This is a genomic window from Lyngbya sp. PCC 8106, assembly GCF_000169095.1.
Lineage (GTDB): Bacteria > Cyanobacteriota > Cyanobacteriia > Cyanobacteriales > Microcoleaceae > Capilliphycus.
The window spans coordinates 58,108-77,980 of the sequence record NZ_AAVU01000003.1; the positions used below are offsets into that span (position 1 = coordinate 58,108).

Sequence of the window (19,873 nt, forward strand, 5' to 3'; positions counted from 1 at the left end):
ATTTAGAGATTGCTTAATTCAATTTAGCAGTTTTTAGCCGTAGATCAGCCATTTACTCAAAAATTGTATAGATGATCCAACAGTTTACATTTTTATGAAGCTTGGCGATCGCAATAGGACAGTGAGTTGGCGACGAATTCCCAACGCTTTTTAAGCCGGATCTTTTACAAAGACTTCTGAAACTATTTCTTGGGTAAATCTACAGTGAGTTGAGAAATATTATTGTTGGATGCAGATTGAATCCGAATCTCCTGTGTGGGTAATGCGATCACAATTCCTTCGCGATCAAACTGTTGCTGAATCATCCGGTGTAGATCGCCCTTAAGCGTAAAATAATCAGTCGTTGTTGCCCAACACTTAAGCTTAACTTTCACAGAATATTCAGTATATGCTAACCCAACTGTTTTGGGCGCTGGATTTTCTAAAGCCAAAGGATGGGATTTAGCAATCTCTCTCAAAATTTGCTCAACCCGAGAAATATTATAACTAAAAGGAAATAGGATAACAATAGCAACACAACGAGTTTCTTCAGTCGTCATATTAGTAATAATGCTCCCCCAAACTGTATTATTGGGCATCGTAATAATTTCATCATTCCAACCCCGAATGATTGTATTTGCCAGGGTAATTGAGTGAATAAAACCGGAGATATCACCCACCAGAACTTCATCCTCTACATCAAAAGGCTTGTAAACCATTAACATAAACCCACTCGCGAGATTCGCCAGATTGTTTTGCAAAGCGAATGCTAGGATAAAACTGGTTCCACCAACTAGGGCTATAAGGGGGCCGAGACTGACTTCGAGGGCGGTTAAAGCGAGTACAAAGCCAACAACCACTCCGCCTCGCTTCACTAGCATCACAACCAGTTGCCGGAAAACATCAGAGACATTGCTAAACTTTGACAAACTGCGGTTAATAATTAAACCTATAATTTGAGAAATAATAATTGAAGCAATAACAATACTAACAAATGTACCGAGCTTAATTCCCCAACGTAGACCCCCTTCTTCAGACTGAAGCCAACCCATCAACCGCACTCCCAAACCGTCAGTATCTTCGAGATCAATTTCGATGGTACTAACTGCTTGAATATAGTCGTTATATGAGCTAACTTCACCCCCTTTTTTTTCAAGTTCATCTAATACAATCTCAAACCGATCAATAATTGCGGTGCGCTCGGCTTGTAATTCAGTAATATTACTAACTAATTGGTTCTTCAATTCAGACTCAGCTTCAGCATTTTCTTCTAACTGTTCAGTTGCTTCTTCGAGTTGATTTTGTTTTTGATCAATATTTTCTAGGTTTTCAACTCCGTTAACAGTGCTGGCAACTTTTATTTCTAAGTTTCCTTCAATATTAGTATTTTCAAGGGTATCTACTGCTTCATCTAGATTCTGGGAAGATTGCTCAGTCGGATTGGGTGAGTTAGGATTAACTCCTTGAATGGCTTCTATTGCTTGTTTGAGAGAGTTCCGTGCCGCTTCAAGTTGTTGAGTTGCATCATCATATTCCCAAGTATCTGGTGGCGTATTTTTTTGAATTTCTTGAGCCTCTTCAACGGTTTCAATTGCAATTTCTAGTTGATCAATATTTTGAGTAATTTCTTCGTATTCACTAGACCAACTATCAACTTTTTCTCGGTCTTTTTTGGCGAGTTCAAGAGTTTGTTTTGCCTGTTCTAATTCACCGGTTTCTTGGGCTTCTTCTATAACACTGCTTAAGGTATCATCTTCTTTGATTTCAGCGTTAATTATTGCGGCTTCTTCAACTGCTTCTTGGGCTTTCTTGAGGTTTTCTTGAGCTTCTTCTATCTTTCTGGTAGCCTGTTCATATTCAGGTGAACCCACTGTCGCCACCGCTTGACTTTCTTGAGCGGCTTCCAGGGCTTGTGTAACTTCTTCTAAAGTGTTAGCCGCTTCTTGTTGTTTGCTAATGGCTCGGTTCTGACGTTTAACTGCAATTTCAGCATCGCTAATTTCTTGTACTTTTTGTTTTAATAAAATCAGCCATGCTGCGGCTTCATTTTCGAGTTCTACTCGTGTTAAAGGCTTCACCAATAATTTCAGTTCATCGACTTCAATTTCAGGATCTTGTGTGGTAACTTCCTTCCCTAAAGCGGTTGACAAGGGCTGAGGTTCCGTTTCTTCTGTTTGGGGTTCTGCGATCATCAATTCTTGAGTTTGACTAGGAACGCCCCACGAGACAACAGTACAAATGATTCCCGTGATGATCAACGAACGAACCTGATATTTCAACACTTTTTTTCTCCTCATAACTTATAAAGGAAACCTAAAATCCGCAGGCTTTAAAGAAAAATATGGTATTTATAGAGCATTACAGTGATCGCTTATTTGATCACTGCGAAAGATGTTTTTCTACAATCAAGCTAACAAAACAGTTATTATTTTTCAAATATAATCTTCAATTTTTTACTAAAACTTTACAAAAATCTGGTCTTCCTGTTGTTAAATTAACTTTTGTTGTTAATTAGTCATTGATCAGCTTAAAATATATGAGTATTTTATTTCAAACTGAGCGTTTAATTATCCGAAACTGGGAACCAGAAAAAGATGCAATGCAAGCTTTTAAAATATATGGTGATCCCAATGTGATGTATTTTATTAGTCCCCCTTTAGAAACAGTAGAAGCAGTTCGTTATCGACTTAAAGACAGATTAGAACGTCATAAACATGGAACAGGTTCTTGGGCGGTAGTTGAAAAAGAAACCGATGAAATTATTGGTGCAGTTTTGCTGGTTCAACTTCCTAATAATGATGGTATTACCACAACAAATTATGAAATTGGTTGGCATTTTCGCCAAGCCAGTTGGGGAAACGGTTACGCCACAGAAGCCGCTCAACAAATTCTCTCCTATGGTTTTAAAAATTTTAATTTACCTGTCATTTATGCCGTTGTCAAGCCAGAAAATAAACGTTCAATTGCGGTGACTCAAAGACTGGGAATGAAATCTTTGGGATTAACGAATGAGTATTACGGGGTTGAATTATTGTTATTTCAGTTAAAAGCCACTCATTACCATACTACCTTATCATAGACTATCATACTTTACTTCATAGTGAAAATGAACATGGCATGAAATCAAAGCTATACTTTGGTCTAAAGCCTAAGTCACAAGGTTTATAACCCATAATCCAGCCATCCCAAGCAATACCAATACAATTAATACAAATAAGCCTCCAAATACATAACTTAATATTTCCTTCATAGTCTCTATATTCATCTGTACAAAAAACTTAAATTCATATAAAATTTTAGGTAAGTACATAGCACTTAGGAACAATACTACTGTTGCGATTAATAAGATTATCAAAGAAGCTAATATTTTTGGTAAAGTGTTTGAAGTGTTTGTAGTATGTAAATGTTGAAAACAACTGTATAGAAAATCAGAACCGCAAATAAGGCTTGCTAAAAAACAAACAAGTCTGGATACCAAAATCATATAATAAGATAAAGCGTCTGATTCTTTCTTTAAATTATCTTCTAACTTAATTTCCGATGTGTTATTGTTGATTCTACCGAAAAAAGTTTTAATATCTATGTCATTCTCTTTGTTTTCAAGATATATGATATATTTTAGAAAATTCACAGAGAGACTCCCACATATAAACCCTATACCTACAGACAAAGCACCTATATTATTAGTAGAATAATCATAATTTTCTCCTCGATCTAAGCTAATAATCTCTAAAATTTTTATTGATTTTGGATTGTAAAAATAACGAATTGTCAATATAGCACCTAGACCAAACAACCAATTTTCTAATGAATATAAGTTATTGAAGGTTTTCCAGCCTTTCATTTTGTAACCTCTATGTGAATAATGTACAGAATAGATCTCTTTTGAGAGCTTAAACTCTTATTCAGTAAACTTTATTACAAACTGCTGATGTTCTACGGTTGCTAATCCCTGTTGTCCAACCTCTAAGACTTTCGCTAGATTCCCCGCTAACAACGCTGAAACATCCAACCACAATCCCGGAAAAATTAGACTACATACAATTCCATCAGCATTAGCCTCTAGGCGTTTGTATTCTCCCTGATCTAAATAATACCAGTCAAATTCACCATCATACACTCGCCAAACTAAATATTCTTGAACTTGATTGCGACGGTACGCTTTGAGTTTATCATGCAAGTCAATTGATGCGCTACTAGCCGCGATTTCTACGATTAATTCCGGCGCACCTTCTACATAGTCATCTTCACTAATAGAAGACTGTCCTCCTGTTTCTATTCTAAGTAACGCATCAGGTTGAGGTTCATTATCTGCATCCAGACGAACGGTTGTGTTGTCAGCGATACCAACACCAGGCGTATTTGCGACATAGGTTAACAACCAACCGACAATAAAAGCGTGAGGTTGAGCATGATTTCGATAACGTAAAGGTGAAGCCAGGTAAACCACTCCTTCTATTAATTCAGCTTTCTTAATCTCTGACATCGCCTGATAACGCCGTTCAAATTCTGCGCGAGTCAGAGAATCACCGCTTTCGAGAGGAGGAGTTTTTAGAGTGGGAGAAACTTTAATTTGAGTCATCGTATTTGAAAATTACGGATCATCTTGATGAGAAAAACCCACTTCTTCTAAAGTTTTACCCGATTCAGAAGGCTTGATCCATTCAGCAAATTCTTCAGAAAAGCGATCGCGAAAAATAGCATCTCGAATGCGTTGGGTAAAGCGAATTAATTCGGTAACATTATGAATAGAAAGCAACGTATAAGCTAGAAGTTCTTTTGCTCTAACTAAATGACTGAGGTAAGCGCGACTAAAATTTTGACAAGTATAACACGGACAAGTTTCATCGAGGGGTTGAAAATCTTCTCGAAATGGAGAATTTTTGAGATTCCAACGTTCTCCTTGAACCAACGCCGCCCCATGACGCGCCAAACGAGTCGGTATCACACAATCAAATAAGTCTATACCAGAGGCGATCGCTTGTGCCATTTCCCGATAAGTTCCCACACCCATTAAATAACGGGGTTTTTCGGGGGGAAGAAAAGGCGTTGTCACCTTAACAATTTTTTCAATCAATTCAGAGGGTTCTCCCACACTCACGCCCCCAATGGCGTAACCCGGAAGATTGAGTTTTGCAAGTTGTTGGGCGGCTTCTTGTCGCAACTCAGGATATACGCCCCCCTGAACAATGCCAAATAAAGCTTGATCCGAGCGTTGATGAGCGGTTATACAGCGTTCTAACCAGCGATAAGTCCGTTCTGTCGCGGCTAACACCTGTTCTCGACTGGCGGGGTAGGGAGGGCATTCATCAAACGCCATGATCACATCAGCACCCAATTCATTTTGAATTTGAATAGAGCGCTCGGGGGTTAAATGAATCATTAGACCATCGTGAGGCGAGCGAAAGATGACGCCCTCATCGTTAATGGTGCGAATTTCACTGAGACTAAAAACTTGAAATCCACCAGAATCAGTTAAAATCGGCCCGTTCCATGCCATAAACCGATGCAACCCGCCTGCGCTAGCGACAATTTTCTCGCCCGGTTGCAGATGCAAGTGATAGGTGTTAGACAGCACCATTTGAGCGCCTGCGGCTTCTAAGTGAGCCGGAGTCAGCGTTTTAACATTGGCTAACGTTCCGACTGGCATGAATCGTGGTGTTTCTACCGATCCGTGTGGAGTCGAGAAAATACCCGCTCGCGCTGAGGATTGAGAACAGCGAGCCTGAATATCAAATGAATTGGGTTCTGACATGAATTAACAGATGAGGGACTAGCAACTAGAGGAGATGGAAGGTTCAAAAAACTCAGAGACTGTTTTTCTTTTTCCAGTGTCCTGCTAATTTATCACTCCTCATTGTCTCTAAAAAGGGCAATCCTCATCAAGCTGACTATCCCAATTTCCTGACAAGACTTGATCCATAACCGCATCAAGAGCCGCTGCATTAAATTTGCGACTGGTGTGTTCTTCTAGCGGGTCAGAAAGTGGAATCAAGCGGAGTAAACGTCCTTCTTGAATGAGATCGAAATAGGTTTCGTTCTCAGGAGATTGTTTCAGTTCGAGATAATCAAAACTATTAACATTTAAGTAGAGGGAATGATTTGCAACTAAGGTTGCTTGCTGCTCCGAGGCGAACACCTCTACGACATAGCCTTCAGCCTCGTTGCATACCTGTCCGTCTTGGATATGAAGATAACGAACACGGCCGAGATCAACAAGCAGTTTTTGCATATCACGCTTGTTAACAACTATGCCTGTATCAATGATACACGGAGCAGACACCCTGCAATCTAATTGATCGTAACTCATGGAGCAAAAGCCTCTGATGTAATAAGTTCCTTTGGTGGTAACTCTATCTAGTCCAATTCGTACGTTGTGGAAAGAAATTGAACACTTCATTTTCCCCACACTTAAGTATATCCGAACTTGAGATAAAAGCTACCAATTTGAAGTTGCAGTTCAAGACGACTACTTTTGTTAGTCATTTGTTTTGGAAGTTCTGTATCACTTCAGACTGAATTGATTTTTTCTTCAGTCCCTAAAAAATACTGATTTCTTCCAATTCAATACATTTACCTAAAGCATATACAGAACTGTAGGTAAACCTTGATTAACTTAGCATTATTGGTGACAACACTAAGGTTAACGCTCCAATTCTAGCAAAGCTTAGACAAAGTGATCTCATACATGAGTTTAATCACTCTGCTTAAGCTTAAGCTAATCGCAACACCTTCCTCAATAATGAGAATGACAGAACGAAATTTCACAAAATTGATCGAATTGGCACCCTTTGGAGAGAGGAAAATCTGAAAATTTCCGAACTAGAGCAAGCGATAAGAGAGTTGTTATTTCAATTGTGGCATAGCTCAGAAAATATTCATCCCCTCTATTAAAAAATTGCTTGTCGCCACCTCACACCTCAATAACAGACAAAGGAAAAATTTCAGGTAAAGTAAAGAAATCGAGCTGACCGTGATGTTATGGCAAATGACAGACTCATTGAGTCTATCCAACAATTTTGGCAACAACAGACCGCCGCCTTCGCCGCTGCGATCGCCTTCTATACCTGCTTACCCGTACCGCTCTCCTGGACTCTAGAATTTCGCGGAATTGCTCGACTCGCCCCCATGATTGGCTTAATGATTGGAGCAATGTTAGGACTGATGGATATGGGGTTAAACCTCCTGGGGTTTCCATCCTTGCTGCGTTCGGCTCTGGTTGTCTTGGGGGGTGTCGCCATTACAGGGGGATTGCATCTTGACGGAGCGATGGATACGGCTGATGGATTAGCCGTTACTGATCCTGACCGCCGACTCGAAGTGATGGCTGATAGTCTCACCGGAGCTTTTGGAGTCATGGTTGCTATTGCAATTATATTATTAAAAACAGTAGCCCTAAGTGATTTAGATGAATATCGAACTCTAGCATTAATGGCGGTAGCAGGTTGGGGACGATGGGGGCAATTAGTGGCGATCGCTCGTTATCCCTATCTAAAAGCGGTCGGAAAAGGTGCCTTTCACAAAGATTTGACTTATACCCCCTTTGACTTTATTCCAGGAATTCTACTCCTGTTAAGTTTGAGTGGTTTGCAAATTATGCTCAACCCCAGTCGTTGGTTAGTTGCTGTCGGAATGGCTTTCGGCGGTGGTGCGATCGCGATTTTGATCGGGGCTTGGTTCAACGCTCGACTCGGTGGACATACAGGCGATACTTATGGCGCAGTGGTCGAATGGACAGAAACTTTTCTAATGTGTTTATTAGTAGCTTTAGAAGGCAGTTAAATGACTCAGTTAAAAACCAAGAGATTATTTCTCAAATTCATTCATCGATCCTCTGATTTTCTACATTTACTTTTCTTCATTAACAAAAGCGATCGCCGCAGAGCGTTAATTTTTGTGTTTGTACAAGCCTCACCCCTGACTCCTGTAACCCATCAAACACACAGAGCAACTCGATGATTCTAAATTAGTATCCTGGGCTTCTGAAAAAAGTTGGGCTGTATTGTCCCCCAGTTGAAAGATCAACAGAAAGACAGTATGATTGCTATAGGGAATAATCTATGAATTCAGGAAAATAACTAAGATTGCTTAAGTTTATAGACCTGAACAGATTTGAGAGAATACAGCGGAGATTCTGGAGAGTCTCTCAAAAATCAACACTCTCTGCCAGGGAACTCCGGCTAACAAGTGGACTCAGCCGTTAATCTTCCGGAGGGCATCATTTCCATCTGTAAGCGTAGATCATGTCAGTCAAAGCTAGTCTGAGTAAGAGGAGTAAGAGAGTTTCTGACTCGTACCCCATCAAATCTAAGCTAGGATTAATAAATAAAACCGAGTCATCTTCGAGGTCACTCCATGCAAAATAACAAACTATATCAGCAGGGTTTAATCAAAGCCCGACAAGGAAACTATAGAGGCGCATTGGACGACTTAAATCAGGTACTCAGTTGCAATCCTAACCATGCTATTGCTTATACTAATCGCGCCTTACTCTATTACCATTTAAAAGACTATAAAAACGCAATCAAAGACTTAGATTATGCTCTGCAAATTAATCCTAAGTTATCAGATGCCTATCTAAATAGAGGAAATGCTTGGCGCCATTTAGGGAAGTATGAAAAAGCAATAAAAGACTTAAAAATAGCTTTAAAATTCAACCCTACTAGCGATGCCATTTACAATAACTTGGGTTTAGCCATTGCTCAAAGTGGAGAATATGAAGACGCTTTAAAATATTACAATAAAGCCTTATTGTTCAATCCCAAAAATCATAAAACCTATCACAACCGAGGTCGATCCTTTTATATGGGTGGACGAAAACAAGATGCCATTCAAGACTTTAACAAAACGATAGAACTGTCTCCCAACTACACAAAAGCTTACATTAACCGAGGTCTTTGCCATCATCAACTCGGAGAACATCAAGCCGCAATTGAAGATTACAATACCGCTTTAAAAATCGATGCCTATAACGTATATGCTTATTACAACCGAGGTTGTGTTTACTACAGTTTAAAAGAGATGAGGTCTGCAATTGATGACTTCAATCAAGCAATACAACTTGATCCAACCTATATCAAAGCTTATCTTAATCGAGGATTAGCTCGTTACAAATCAGGGAATCAAACTGAAGCCAATAAAGACTTTTATCATGTGATGTGTGTTAACGCTGATGCTTATGTTTACTATCAAGCCCAGAGAGGAACACCTAGCGATGTCAGCTATTCTCGTAATGCTCCTCAAGTCGAAGTTAATCAAGGTGGAGAATATTTTCACACCACTTTTTTAGAAGGATTATGGGATGAAGTCGATCTCAATTATCGAGAGTCAACCATTTGTGAAGCTGAATTTCTGGATGATTAACCGACTCTTGAGCATCATCTGATCACAAAACATTGAATAGGGGAAATCATCATCTCCCCTATCTTTTTTAAACTTCTCTATTCTCTAATTTTATTTTATTTTAAACCAATGGAGTACCGAAAACCTGAGTCCAATAATGATTCCAGTTTTCATTTCCAGTATCATTTTCCAGGAAAAAATAACCGACTCCAATTTCTGTAAAATCGGGATTGAGAAGATTAGCCCGATGTCCAGGACTATTAATCCATCCTTCTACAACCGTTTCTGGAGTCGAATAACCTGCCCCAATATTCTCTCCGGCTGTAAAATAATTATAACCGATAATAGAAATGCGATCACTCACATCATCCCCATTAACGCCTTGATGATCGAAGAAATCCTGTAACGCCATATTTTCGCTGTGATTTTCAGCCGCCATTACCAATTGAGAATTAAGACTTAGAGGAGATAAACCATTCTCAGCCCGAAATTCATTTGTTAATTGTACCACTTGATCAATCAAATTTTCAGAAGTATCAACAGGTCGAGAAAGACTAGAAGCATTAACAAAATCTTCAAGGGTAATTTCAGTCGGTTGAATTCCCTCCAGTTGGGCGATCACTTCCCCCGTCGCTACAACTGTAATTTGAGTTAAATTCGATCCATTATTTTCAACTCTAAATTCCGTCACACTATCGGGAAGTTGCATCAAATCAACACCATCTTCAAAGTCGGTAATCACATCAATTCCTTGACCATTTTCTCGTAAGCCAAAAATATCAACCCCAAAACCACCCGTTAGTGTATCTGCCCCTAAATCGCCATAAAGCGTATCATTTCCACTTCCGCCAGTCAGTTGATCATTTTCTTGACCGCCAAATAAACTATCATCATTCTCACCCCCTATCAGCGTATCTTCCCCCAAATTTCCAAATAAAATATCATTTCCCATCTCTCCCTCTAAAGCATCATTATTCTTTCCTCCAAATATCGTATCATTTCCATTTTCTCCCAATACTAAATCATTACCTTGATTGACGATAATTAATTCAGAATCAATTGAACCATTGACCGTATCTTCCCCTCCTAACGTCAATACACCCAACGGAAAACCCGTTAATTGACCCGCAGAAAGCGTAATAAACTCAGAATAATTGTCCCCAATCCAAGCCCCTAATTCTGTATCTGGTACTAAAAGCATGATTAAACTCCAATTTTTTATCCGTATTTTGCTAAACAACGACAGTACAGTTTAGAAGCAGCATTTCGCGATAATTTTAGGCTACCCCCAATTTTTCTGTTTCAACACAAACCCTTCTCATTCTAGAAAAATCAACAAAACTTTACTTGTATTGTGTCACTGATTAAACTGTCTACAATTTTCAACCCGTTATCTTCCGTAAAACTGCGGATTTTAGATGAAGCTTAAAGAAGTATCACAGCAAAGGTAGAAATTTCCTGAGAAGATTTTAGACTTTGAGTATAAAGGAACATTCCTCAATCAACTTGCGACAAATCTATTCAAGTCAACTTCTTTCTTGCTAACCCCTACCCCAAGTCCTTACCATGAACTATCCCATCAAGTCAATTTCTCGTTTCGGTGAAATCAAAGCGACTCTGAAACAACCAACCCTCTATATTTTTGAAGGAAAAGAAGGACAATACCTCACTTTGGGAATCTATGAAGGAACTTCTAAAGCAAAACTGTTAACACCTTCAGGAGAAGGATTAACGACGCTTTATTCTGGTGAGTGGAAAGGGATTTTACCGGAATCAGGTATTTATCGAGTTTTAGTTTATCCACAACAAGAATCCACAAACTCAGCGATTAAAGTTGATTTAAGTCAATCTTTAACCAGAACTTCTAATCAGTCTCGATTAAATGATTGGCGGTTATTGGAGTATACTTATAAAAGTAGTCGTTTAATTGAATCTGTTGAAAATGAAGGTGAATCTTCTCTAGAAATTAGTTTATTCGCAGAACAAATTCAACCTCTAAAAGTTCGTTGTAAACGCGGTCAAACCCTGAAAATTAAAGCAAATGCTGTCACCATCGCGATTAAATCTCCGACAGGTCAGTTATTAGCCTTAAAAGAAGAATTAGTTTCAGCTTCTGTCACCCAAAACGGTGTTTATCAAGTTTTAGTGATTGGTGAAGATTATCCTCTAACCACTCCTGTTATTATAGATTTGAAGTAATCAATCAAGAGAGTTTTAGGAAATAGGTCTTAAAACTTTCTCTGATTTTTGAGTTTTGTCTCTTGCTTTAATTATCAACAGGATGCTGTCCATAAAAAGGTAACGCTTCTGACCAGTGAGGAGATTTTCCTTGTTTAAAGTCTACATTAGCTAACTCTAATAAACTGATTGCAGAATCTCCAAAACCCCCTTCAAGTTGAACAAGTTTATAGGGATTTTGCCAATTTTCTAGTGTTTTTTGCCAATTTTCTAGTGACATTACACTATCGGTTAAACATTCAATTAAATCGTCTTGTTTAGAATAAATCGCCACAAAAAATTGACCGCGTTGGGCTGGCATTTGTAGGGCTAAATTCTCCGATAAAGTTAAATCTTTTTGAAAAATTTGCCAAGCCATCCCTGCAAGAGTTGAAATCGAAAATAAAGGAATATCTAACTGTTGGGCGAGTATTCTCGCTGTGACAACACCCATACGAGTCCCGGTAAAACTTCCTGGGCCTTTTGCAACCGTAATAAACTTCAAATCTGACCAGGTTTGAGGTTGAATAAACTCAGCTAGATATTGATGTAATTTTACTGATAAATCTCGTCCCAAATTCCAAGATTGAGAACGAATTTCTCCCGTAAAACTACTAATAGCTAACCCAAGTTCTGGGCTACTGCTGTGAATAGCTAAACCATATTTTGGGCTATCTGATGACATTTTTTCTGACAAAATTTAATAGTTCCCTTTCGAGTAAAACATCGGCATTGCCACACAAAGCCCCGCCAAAATTATCCCAAATAAACCTTGAGACCCTATCTTTAAATCTAACAAACCAAAGACTATAAATAACGTCGCTATTGTGCCAAATAAATTATTAATTGCAATTTGACCGCTTTGAGAAACTATACCTTTAACCTTGAGAAAACCAAAAGCAATTACAAAAGCCATTAACGGGGTAAAGATAATCACATTTACACTAAAAATAAACGTAATCATTGACCCCATCAGAACATCTATCCAAAACTCTTTTTGATGAATTTTATCTAGCCAAAACTTCTGAGATGTGACTTGAGAGAATTGTAAATAGCGAGGATGAGTTTTCAGCTTGATAAATTGATTTTTGAGTTGAGTTTTGCGATTCAGAATTAACAGCTTTTTCCATTCCGGAATATTATTTTTATTAAGTCGTCCTAATAACTTCACTTGACGAATGTTCTTCAGTTGAAGTTGTGTAAGTTGATAACCAATTATTTTCGCTAAATCAGCATAGTGAACAACCGTATTTTGGGGGCGATTAATCACAACGGTAAGCTGATTTTTTTTGACCGAACTGACTTGAACTTGAACCTGATAATAATTCAAAACCTCTTGTAATTTGGCTTGAACAATTTTTCCTTGATATTGAGTTCGATATTCAGACCTTGTACGAGGCTGAGGTTCAGAATAACGTCGCCCATAAGTTAAATTTTCATCCGCTGTTTCTAAAATATTTGACGCCATTTCATCAGGAATTTTCAACCCGGGAAAAGCATCAATATAAGTCGGACGAGGGTTCAAATATTGTAATACCGCAGCCGCAGAATGATAACGTCGGCTTGTCGCCCCTTGCAACATTTTATCTAAAATATGTCCTAACTCATCACTCACAGGATTCTTTAAATAATCTCGCCAAACCCAATTTCCTTCTTGACTATCAAACAAATCAAACGGCGAAATGTCAGTTAACAGATGAATACAACTCACCCCTAAACTATAAATATCACTCGCAAATACTGCTTTTCCCATCAATTGTTCTGGGGCGGTATAAGCCGCACTGCCAATCATTGTTCCCGTTTTAGGTCGAATTCCACCTGTGATTAACTTCGCCGCCCCAAAATCCACTAAAACCAGATTTCCATTTGTTTCTGATGTCAATCGACGACGAATAATATTTTCCGGTTTGATATCTCGATGAATAATTTTATGACTATGAATAAACTCTAAAATAGGCAATAAATCTTTTAAGAGTTGTCGAATTTTTTCTTCAGAATAAGCCCCGTTTTCAAATAACTCTTGGGCTAAATTTTTACCTTCTATAAATTCTTGTAGTAAATATTGATAACCATCCTGTTCGAGATCACCTAACCATTGAGGAATTTGAGGATGTTCTCCTAAATATTTAAGTTGTTTTGCCTCTTGCTGAAATAATTCAGCCGCTTTTTTACCGTTCATTCCTTGAGGAAAAAACTGCTTAATCGCGCACCGAGGTTGAGAAACTTGAGACTCATCCACCGCCAAAAATGTCCGACCAAATCCTCCTTCTCCAATTAATTGAATCCCTCGATAACGAGAACTTAGAGTCGTTTCATCTTGAGGTTTCAATACCAAAACTGAACCGCAATTTTGACAAAATTGGGCATCACTAGAATTGTGCGGACGAGTGCAATTGGGATTAAAGCAATGACTCATTTGAATATTGAATGCAGAGATTCATGGATTTTAAATTGAAAATCTTAATAGAAAGAACTTGAGGGAATAGACAGAAGATAAAAGGATAGAGAACAGGAAATATCCAATGATTATAGATTTTAATCAGACAAATTGTGCTGGATTAAATCAGATCTCTGATCCTAGAGATTTCCTCATGTTTCTCCATCCTTAGACACCATCAGTCATGTATTGTTATGTGGGAATCAACTCACCGGGACGTAACTTCGCCCATTTTCCCATTTCTTCGGTGAAACTCTGACAACCCACAACATCCCATTCCATCTCAATCTCCTCGTCTCGGGAACGAATGTTAACATTGATTGTAGGTTCAATCGGCTCGAAGGTTGGGTCTTCGGCAACGTGAGATTCCTGGTGCTGTGTTTCTACGGCGTGGTAGGTGATACAGCGATCAACATAGTGACAATTGACACAAATACACATTTTAAAAAAATCCTCTGTGCATTTCAGCAGACTGAATATAATTCCAGCCCTTTATTAGCTAATGTAGCTTAGGCAAGACCTTACTGGCCGAAGAAGTCGGTTGATTTTTGTTGCAATGTCAAAAGCGTTTAACTCGATCAGGTTTACAGACAGTTGGCCATTTACTCTAGAGTGGCTACCCCAACCTGCTTATTTAGTCGGAGGTGCAGTGCGAGATGGCTTGCTTGGGCGCAAAGCAGACTATTTAGATTTAGACTTTGTTTTATTGGGACAAGCGATTCATACAGCACAGAATATAGCTAAATATTATAAAGCCGGATTTGTCTTATTGGATGCCGAACGTCAGATCGCCCGCGTCGTTTTTCCCGGTGCAACTGTTGATTTTGCTCAAGCCCAAGCCAATAGTCTCGCCCAAGATCTCCAACGACGAGATTTTACACTCAATGCGATCGCCTATAACCCCTTTACCCAAGAACTGATCGATCCCCATAAGGGTCAAACCGACATCCAAAACCGACTCATCCGCATGATTTCCGCTCAAAACCTGCGAGATGATCCCTTACGACTCCTGCGGGGCTATCGTCAAGCCGCCCAACTTAGATTTCAACTCGAACCTCAAACCCAAGCGACTATTCGTGAACTCGCCCCGTTCTTATCTCAAGTCGCCGTCGAACGAGTCCAAACCGAGTTAGGGTATTTGTTGAATACTGCTATTGGTGTGGTTTGGATCAAGCAGGCCTGGGAAGATCATTTACTCTCTGGCTTTTTTCCCAGCGCCTCAGAGCAATTTGACCGACTCCTGAAAATGGATTCGGCCGTTGAGACTCTCCACCAACATTCACCCACATTAACCCCAACATTATCTCATCCGCTCCGCAATACGATCAAAACCTCACAACTGGCGATCGCCAAACTCACTTGTTTACTAACTCCTGACCCGACTGTTGCTGAAGTTGAGTTAACCCAGCTTAAATACAGCAAAGCCGAAATTCGCAGTGCGATCGCTATTGTTAAAGGTTTGGGGAGATTACAGCAAACTCCCCCTTCCCAGATGTCTCTCAGACAGCAGTATTTTCTCTTTCAGGAGGTCGGAACCCTTTTTCCAGCTTTAGCGGTATTAGCGGTGGCTTCTGGAGTCTCAGCCATGAATCTATCACCTCTGATTGCACGTTATTTGAACCCCGATGATCCGGTTGCTCATCCGCAGGTGTTGGTAACGGGGAATGAATTGATGAAAACATTAAATTTGTCTCCCAGTCCGAAAATTGGTCAACTGCTGATGAAGATTCAACTTGCACAAGTAGAAGGTCAAATCTTGACTCGCGAACAAGCCCTAAGATGGGTCGCCCAAAGCCTCGAACACGGCGAGTAAGTCTTATTTCTTTTTCTTGTGCCGTGACTCAGACCGGGAGAATCTGTTTAGAGCGCTACCCAATTCTCAGTTGCGTTTTAATTTAATAGGGTTTGCGTCAAATTTTTAACGGTTTAGGAGTGTTGGTGATGAGTCGCTGGACTTGGATGGAGTGCATTGTTTGGGTGAGTGCGATCGCTGCTATTTCTTCGATTTCGCGTCCCCAGTCTGATTTTTTGATTTCTGATCAGTCTCATTTGGGTTTGGCTCAATTGCGATCAGCGGTGATCCCTCGGGAGTGTGACGAACCTGACGATCCAGAATTGTTACGGTTGAGCTTGATTAATCTTTCCCCAAAATCTGCTTCTAAGTCGGCTTGTGAGTCTTTTCATCGTCATGATCAACAGCATCCAGAAAATTCCTTCCCAAATTTGGGTTTTCGTGTGCAGTTGATCCCCACTCAGTTCAATACCTCTGACCAGACCCCAAAAACGACTCGGAGTTAGTTTAAGTTTAAGACGTGATTCTACTGGGGTACACGTCTTTTTTCTTGACAAAACCAAACTGTACAGTCTATCCTATTCATATATCATCTGATCTGCCTGCTTTTAATTTTCTTTAATCAAACTGTACAGTCTAGTGAAATGGCAAATTGATAGATGGACATTATTTCACTCTCTTTACTTTTAGGACTAATCGTTGTGTCCGATCAAATTCTCAACGGTCAATTCAAAATTTCACACAAACTGTTGAACTGGCTAGATGAACCAACAGAGGATTTCAAGCGTCAAGACCAATCCAACTCCAAGCCTCAACGTCCAACCGAATAACTGATCTAAAGTTAGTTTTCTAGAACCCAGCAAAAAGCATTTCCCGGTCAAACCCGCTTGATCCCGTCAATGAGCAACATCGTTTAGGAGTGACTGCATAAGTGATGAGTAGGCAGACATAAGTACAGATGAGTTCAATAGACACCTCAAGCAACAGATCCTATGGTTATGCACAAACACAACTCAAAGGTTATCCAAAACCAAAATCCTAGAAGCAATCGCGACTCCGGTAGAAACCCCCAAACTACACGGCCTTTTAAACCCAATATTGCTCAAAAATTAGCAGTAGCGGCTGGTATTGCCTTCAGCTTAGGATTTATTAACGTCATGCCGATCCAAACAAACCGCTTTGAATTCCAACAACAAGTCGGAGAAGAACAGCTATCGGGTGTGTTTGAAGGCACAGACAAAAACGCCGATGGAGTCGTAGACCTCTCAGAATTAGAATCCTTTGAAGCCCGTTGGGGTAGCTATACCTGGACAAAAGAAGATTTAGAAGTCTTTAGCTGGGGAGAAAAAACAATTAGTCAAAACCAAGGGCAAATTTACGGAATCAACGGCTTAAACCTATTCGCCCGAGGACGCCAACCCCTCAAATCTCAGGCTTTACAAGTTTGGAACCGAGGAGTCAGTACACCGTTCGGTCAATCTAAAAATCAAGGCGTTTACGGCATCGAATACTCCGCCAATACGCCCGACAATATCTTGTTTTCCCAAGAACAACAGCCCCTAGAAATCAATCACAGCCATCAATCACCCGTCGATATTTCTGTATTAATGATGTTACTGCTTGTAGGAATAACAGGTTTATTGGTGTTCAATCCGTGCTGGTGTTATTTGACATACTCCCCGTCGTAAACGAGCGGGGATTCTTGACACTTCAACGAGTCCTGCTACCAAGGTAGTCTTACAGTCCCTCTATGTCCGTTTAGAGTCTCCCAATGCCCTATGGCGACTAATATGTATCGTTTTTTTTTGAAATATTAACAATACTTTTCGCTTTGCTTCCAGGTTGGATTTTTAACCATTGCCCTTCGGTCTTTCCCTATTACTGGAGCAGTCCCGGTTTCAACTCTGATCTGATGAGTATATATCGCTGCACTCTTAGGTGGGGATTTCAACCACTTAAATTATCGCACAAGCCGTCCTAAAAGAACGGGGCTTGTATCCCAATTTCTCGGTCAACACGCCAGAGAGTAAACCCTGTTCGAGTTCAGGAAGAATTTAAGGTAGGTTGACGATTAACCCACCTTGACTCGATTTTTTGAGTGTAGAAATTTTAATCTGATTTAATCCTAGAGAACCCCTTTAGAACTCGGAATTGTACCCGCACGTCGTTCGTCAATTTCAACCGCCATTCGCAATGATCGCGCCAAAGCTTTAAACGTCGCTTCAATAATGTGATGGGAGTTCATCCCGTCAAGCTGACGAATATGCAAAGTCATCAAACTATTATTAGCCAGAGCGACAAAAAACTCTCGGACAAGCTGCGTGTCATAGGTACCAACCCGTTGAGTCGGAATTTCTAAGCCATAGGTCAAATGAGGACGCCCCGAAAAATCTAACGCCACCTGAATTAAAGCTTCATCGAGAGGGGCAACAAAATGACCAAAACGGTTAATCCCTTTGCGATCGCCCAAAGCTTTTGCTAAAGCTTGCCCGAGGGTAATGCCGACATCCTCATTGGTATGATGATCATCAATTTCCACATCTCCAACAGCAGCAACATCCAAATCAACCAAGCTGTGAGAGGCGATTTGCTGCAACATATGATCTAGAAACGGAATCCCTGTATTCGCTTGACAGATGCCAGTACCATCGAGGTTGATGGTGACAGTGACATCAGTTTCCTTGGTTGTCCGTTTAACCGTTACCTTGCGTGTCGTGGGGAGAAGATCAGAAGGGATCGTAGCGGGTTTATTTTCTGTTAAGCGAGTTTGCATGATGTTATTAATACTTCAACTATTCGACAGTCAAGAGTTAGGTCAGTCACCAAACCACCCAACCCTTAACTCCTTATTTTGCTACATTCCCATAATGCAGTAGCCCGAATCGACATACAAAATTTGACCAGTAATCCCACTGGCGAGATCACTACAGAGGAAAGTCGCTGTATTTCCGACCTCCTGTTGAGTCACAGTGCGACGCAGGGGGGCGACTTCTTCGACATGGTGAATCATATCTAAAATTCCCCCGACGGCCGAAGAAGCCAACGTGCGAATCGGGCCTGCTGAAATACCATTCACGCGAATCCCTAAAGGCCCCATTTCTCCAGCTAAATAGCGAACATTCATTTCTAAAGCTGCTTTGGCAATTCCCATCACATTGTAGTTGGGGATCACTCGTACCCCCCCGAGATAAGTTAAAGTGACAATACTTCCCCCTTGACTCATCAAAGGTTTAGCCGCAGCAGAGAGTTGGACAAGAGAGTAAGCACTAATATCGAGCGCCCGAGTAAATCCTTCGCGGGAAACTTGACTAAAATCTCCTGATAAGTCGTCTTTGTCAGCAAATGCTAAACAATGAATCAGAATGTCAAGCTTTCCCCACTGATCACCGATAGTTTTGAAGAGGGTTTCAACTTGGTGATCGTCTTGGACATTGCAAGGTAAGAATAGACTGGGTTTGAGGGGTTCTACGAGTTCTCCGACTTTCTTTTCAAACCGACCTTTCTCATCGGGAAGGTAAGTGACTCCCAAGTTGGCTCCGGCAGCATGAAGTTGTTGGGCGATCCCCCAAGCAATCGAGCGATTGTTGGCGATCCCAGTGACTAGCGCGTTTTTTCCGTCCAGGTTTAACATAGTCTTTATTCTAGAAGCTATTGGTCTGTTGCTCTCGGCTGACATTCCAATCCCTTATCATAGGATGAATTGGCACTCGTTACGACTCAAGGCGATTATCCCGAAGATATGCTAGGGTATGAGGCGGTAGGGAATACTGCCAAAACTGTATACTCAGTGATCATTGAGAAAAAGCTCAAATTTCAATGGTTTATTTTGATTAGAGCTGCTCGTAATTTGAGGTTCTCTGTTAAGCTTATGCTAAAGACAAATAACAAGATGATACGAGTTGAGCAATGGTCACGGCGAGGCTCCGTCATTCTACGGTAAACCAGTAGTGCAGTATGGTGTTGGGGTTTTCCCAAGTCAAGCGCAATTTTAGCAAAGTTTGCGGTTGTCGCCACTGGTTAAGCGGAAAGACGGATTAAGGGGTGACTTAGAGATCAAATTCTCTCAAATTAAAAATAAGTCGTAAAGTACAGTAGGGCATTGGTTA

The 19,873-nt window shown here is 40.3% G+C and carries 19 protein-coding genes; 8 read left to right on the forward strand and 11 right to left on the reverse strand.

Annotated elements, in window-relative coordinates; translation table 11 throughout:
• Positions 1-182: 182 nt before the first annotated feature.
• On the reverse strand, positions 183-2,261 hold the full coding sequence (locus tag L8106_RS02650) for a mechanosensitive ion channel domain-containing protein (protein ID WP_009782630.1): 2,079 nt from the start codon (positions 2,259-2,261) through the stop codon (positions 183-185).
• A gap of 254 nt (positions 2,262-2,515) precedes the next feature.
• Between L8106_RS02650 and L8106_RS02655 the strand changes: the two genes are divergently transcribed.
• Positions 2,516-3,058 (forward strand): GNAT family N-acetyltransferase, encoded by a 543-nt coding sequence (locus tag L8106_RS02655; protein ID WP_009782631.1) that lies wholly within the window; start codon positions 2,516-2,518, stop codon positions 3,056-3,058.
• 69 nt (positions 3,059-3,127) lie between these two features.
• Here L8106_RS02655 and L8106_RS02660 read toward each other — a convergent pair whose 3' ends face one another.
• The 4 genes from L8106_RS02660 to L8106_RS02675 form a co-directional block, all read right to left on the reverse strand.
• Positions 3,128-3,823: a hypothetical protein gene (locus L8106_RS02660; RefSeq protein WP_009782632.1), complete on the reverse strand. Its 696-nt coding sequence runs from the start codon at positions 3,821-3,823 to the stop codon at positions 3,128-3,130.
• Between the two features lie 57 nt (positions 3,824-3,880).
• A complete protein-coding gene (locus L8106_RS02665; RefSeq protein WP_009782633.1) occupies positions 3,881-4,561 on the reverse strand; it encodes a Uma2 family endonuclease in 681 nt (226 codons plus the stop codon).
• A 12-nt stretch (positions 4,562-4,573) separates the two neighbouring features.
• On the reverse strand, positions 4,574-5,734 hold the full coding sequence (gene tgt / locus L8106_RS02670; RefSeq protein ID WP_009782634.1) for a tRNA guanosine(34) transglycosylase Tgt: 1,161 nt from the start codon (positions 5,732-5,734) through the stop codon (positions 4,574-4,576).
• Positions 5,735-5,842: 108 nt separating this feature from the next.
• A complete protein-coding gene (locus L8106_RS02675; RefSeq protein WP_009782635.1) occupies positions 5,843-6,289 on the reverse strand; it encodes a hypothetical protein in 447 nt (148 codons plus the stop codon).
• A gap of 671 nt (positions 6,290-6,960) precedes the next feature.
• Here L8106_RS02675 and cobS point away from each other — a divergent pair.
• Both cobS and L8106_RS02685 read left to right on the forward strand, forming a co-directional pair.
• Positions 6,961-7,761, forward strand: a complete 801-nt coding sequence (gene cobS / locus L8106_RS02680) for an adenosylcobinamide-GDP ribazoletransferase (protein WP_009782636.1) — start codon at positions 6,961-6,963, stop codon at positions 7,759-7,761.
• Positions 7,762-8,334: 573 nt separating this feature from the next.
• Complete coding sequence (locus tag L8106_RS02685) at positions 8,335-9,342, forward strand: tetratricopeptide repeat protein (RefSeq protein WP_009782637.1); 1,008 nt, start codon at positions 8,335-8,337, stop codon at positions 9,340-9,342.
• A gap of 100 nt (positions 9,343-9,442) precedes the next feature.
• On the opposite strand, the gene L8106_RS34335 is transcribed toward L8106_RS02685, so the two are convergent.
• Positions 9,443-10,522, reverse strand: a complete 1,080-nt coding sequence (locus L8106_RS34335; protein WP_009782638.1) for a CAP domain-containing protein — start codon at positions 10,520-10,522, stop codon at positions 9,443-9,445.
• A 365-nt stretch (positions 10,523-10,887) separates the two neighbouring features.
• Here L8106_RS34335 and L8106_RS02695 point away from each other — a divergent pair, with 365 nt between their 5' ends.
• Positions 10,888-11,520, forward strand: a complete 633-nt coding sequence (locus L8106_RS02695; RefSeq protein WP_009782639.1) for a hypothetical protein — start codon at positions 10,888-10,890, stop codon at positions 11,518-11,520.
• Positions 11,521-11,587: 67 nt separating this feature from the next.
• Here L8106_RS02695 and tsaB read toward each other — a convergent pair whose 3' ends face one another.
• The 3 genes from tsaB to L8106_RS02710 all read right to left on the reverse strand — a co-directional run bounded on the left by tsaB (position 11,588) and on the right by L8106_RS02710 (position 14,416).
• The gene (tsaB, locus tag L8106_RS02700; RefSeq protein ID WP_009782640.1) at positions 11,588-12,223 is read right to left on the reverse strand and encodes a tRNA (adenosine(37)-N6)-threonylcarbamoyltransferase complex dimerization subunit type 1 TsaB; all 636 of its coding nucleotides are present in this window, start codon (positions 12,221-12,223) and stop codon (positions 11,588-11,590) included.
• A 15-nt stretch (positions 12,224-12,238) separates the two neighbouring features.
• Complete coding sequence (locus tag L8106_RS02705; RefSeq protein ID WP_009782641.1) at positions 12,239-13,954, reverse strand: protein kinase; 1,716 nt, start codon at positions 13,952-13,954, stop codon at positions 12,239-12,241.
• A gap of 213 nt (positions 13,955-14,167) precedes the next feature.
• Entirely contained in the window at positions 14,168-14,416 is a 249-nt protein-coding gene (locus L8106_RS02710) for a Ycf34 family protein (protein WP_009782642.1), read from the reverse strand.
• Between the two features lie 115 nt (positions 14,417-14,531).
• Between L8106_RS02710 and L8106_RS02715 the strand changes: the two genes are divergently transcribed.
• From L8106_RS02715 to L8106_RS02725, 4 genes are all read left to right on the forward strand, one after another.
• Complete coding sequence (locus L8106_RS02715; RefSeq protein ID WP_009782643.1) at positions 14,532-15,788, forward strand: CCA tRNA nucleotidyltransferase; 1,257 nt, start codon at positions 14,532-14,534, stop codon at positions 15,786-15,788.
• 92 nt (positions 15,789-15,880) lie between these two features.
• The gene (locus tag L8106_RS02720) at positions 15,881-16,273 is read left to right on the forward strand and encodes a hypothetical protein (RefSeq protein WP_039895368.1); all 393 of its coding nucleotides are present in this window, start codon (positions 15,881-15,883) and stop codon (positions 16,271-16,273) included.
• Between the two features lie 195 nt (positions 16,274-16,468).
• Positions 16,469-16,597 (forward strand): hypothetical protein, encoded by a 129-nt coding sequence (locus L8106_RS34145; protein ID WP_255348873.1) that lies wholly within the window; start codon positions 16,469-16,471, stop codon positions 16,595-16,597.
• A gap of 168 nt (positions 16,598-16,765) precedes the next feature.
• A complete protein-coding gene (locus tag L8106_RS02725; RefSeq protein ID WP_009782646.1) occupies positions 16,766-17,455 on the forward strand; it encodes a hypothetical protein in 690 nt (229 codons plus the stop codon).
• 437 nt (positions 17,456-17,892) lie between these two features.
• Here L8106_RS02725 and hisB read toward each other — a convergent pair whose 3' ends face one another.
• On the reverse strand, positions 17,893-18,540 hold the full coding sequence (gene hisB / locus L8106_RS02730; RefSeq protein WP_009782647.1) for an imidazoleglycerol-phosphate dehydratase HisB: 648 nt from the start codon (positions 18,538-18,540) through the stop codon (positions 17,893-17,895).
• Between the two features lie 81 nt (positions 18,541-18,621).
• Positions 18,622-19,398, reverse strand: a complete 777-nt coding sequence (fabI, locus tag L8106_RS02735; RefSeq protein ID WP_009782648.1) for an enoyl-ACP reductase FabI — start codon at positions 19,396-19,398, stop codon at positions 18,622-18,624.
• Between the last annotated feature and the right edge of the window lie 475 nt (positions 19,399-19,873).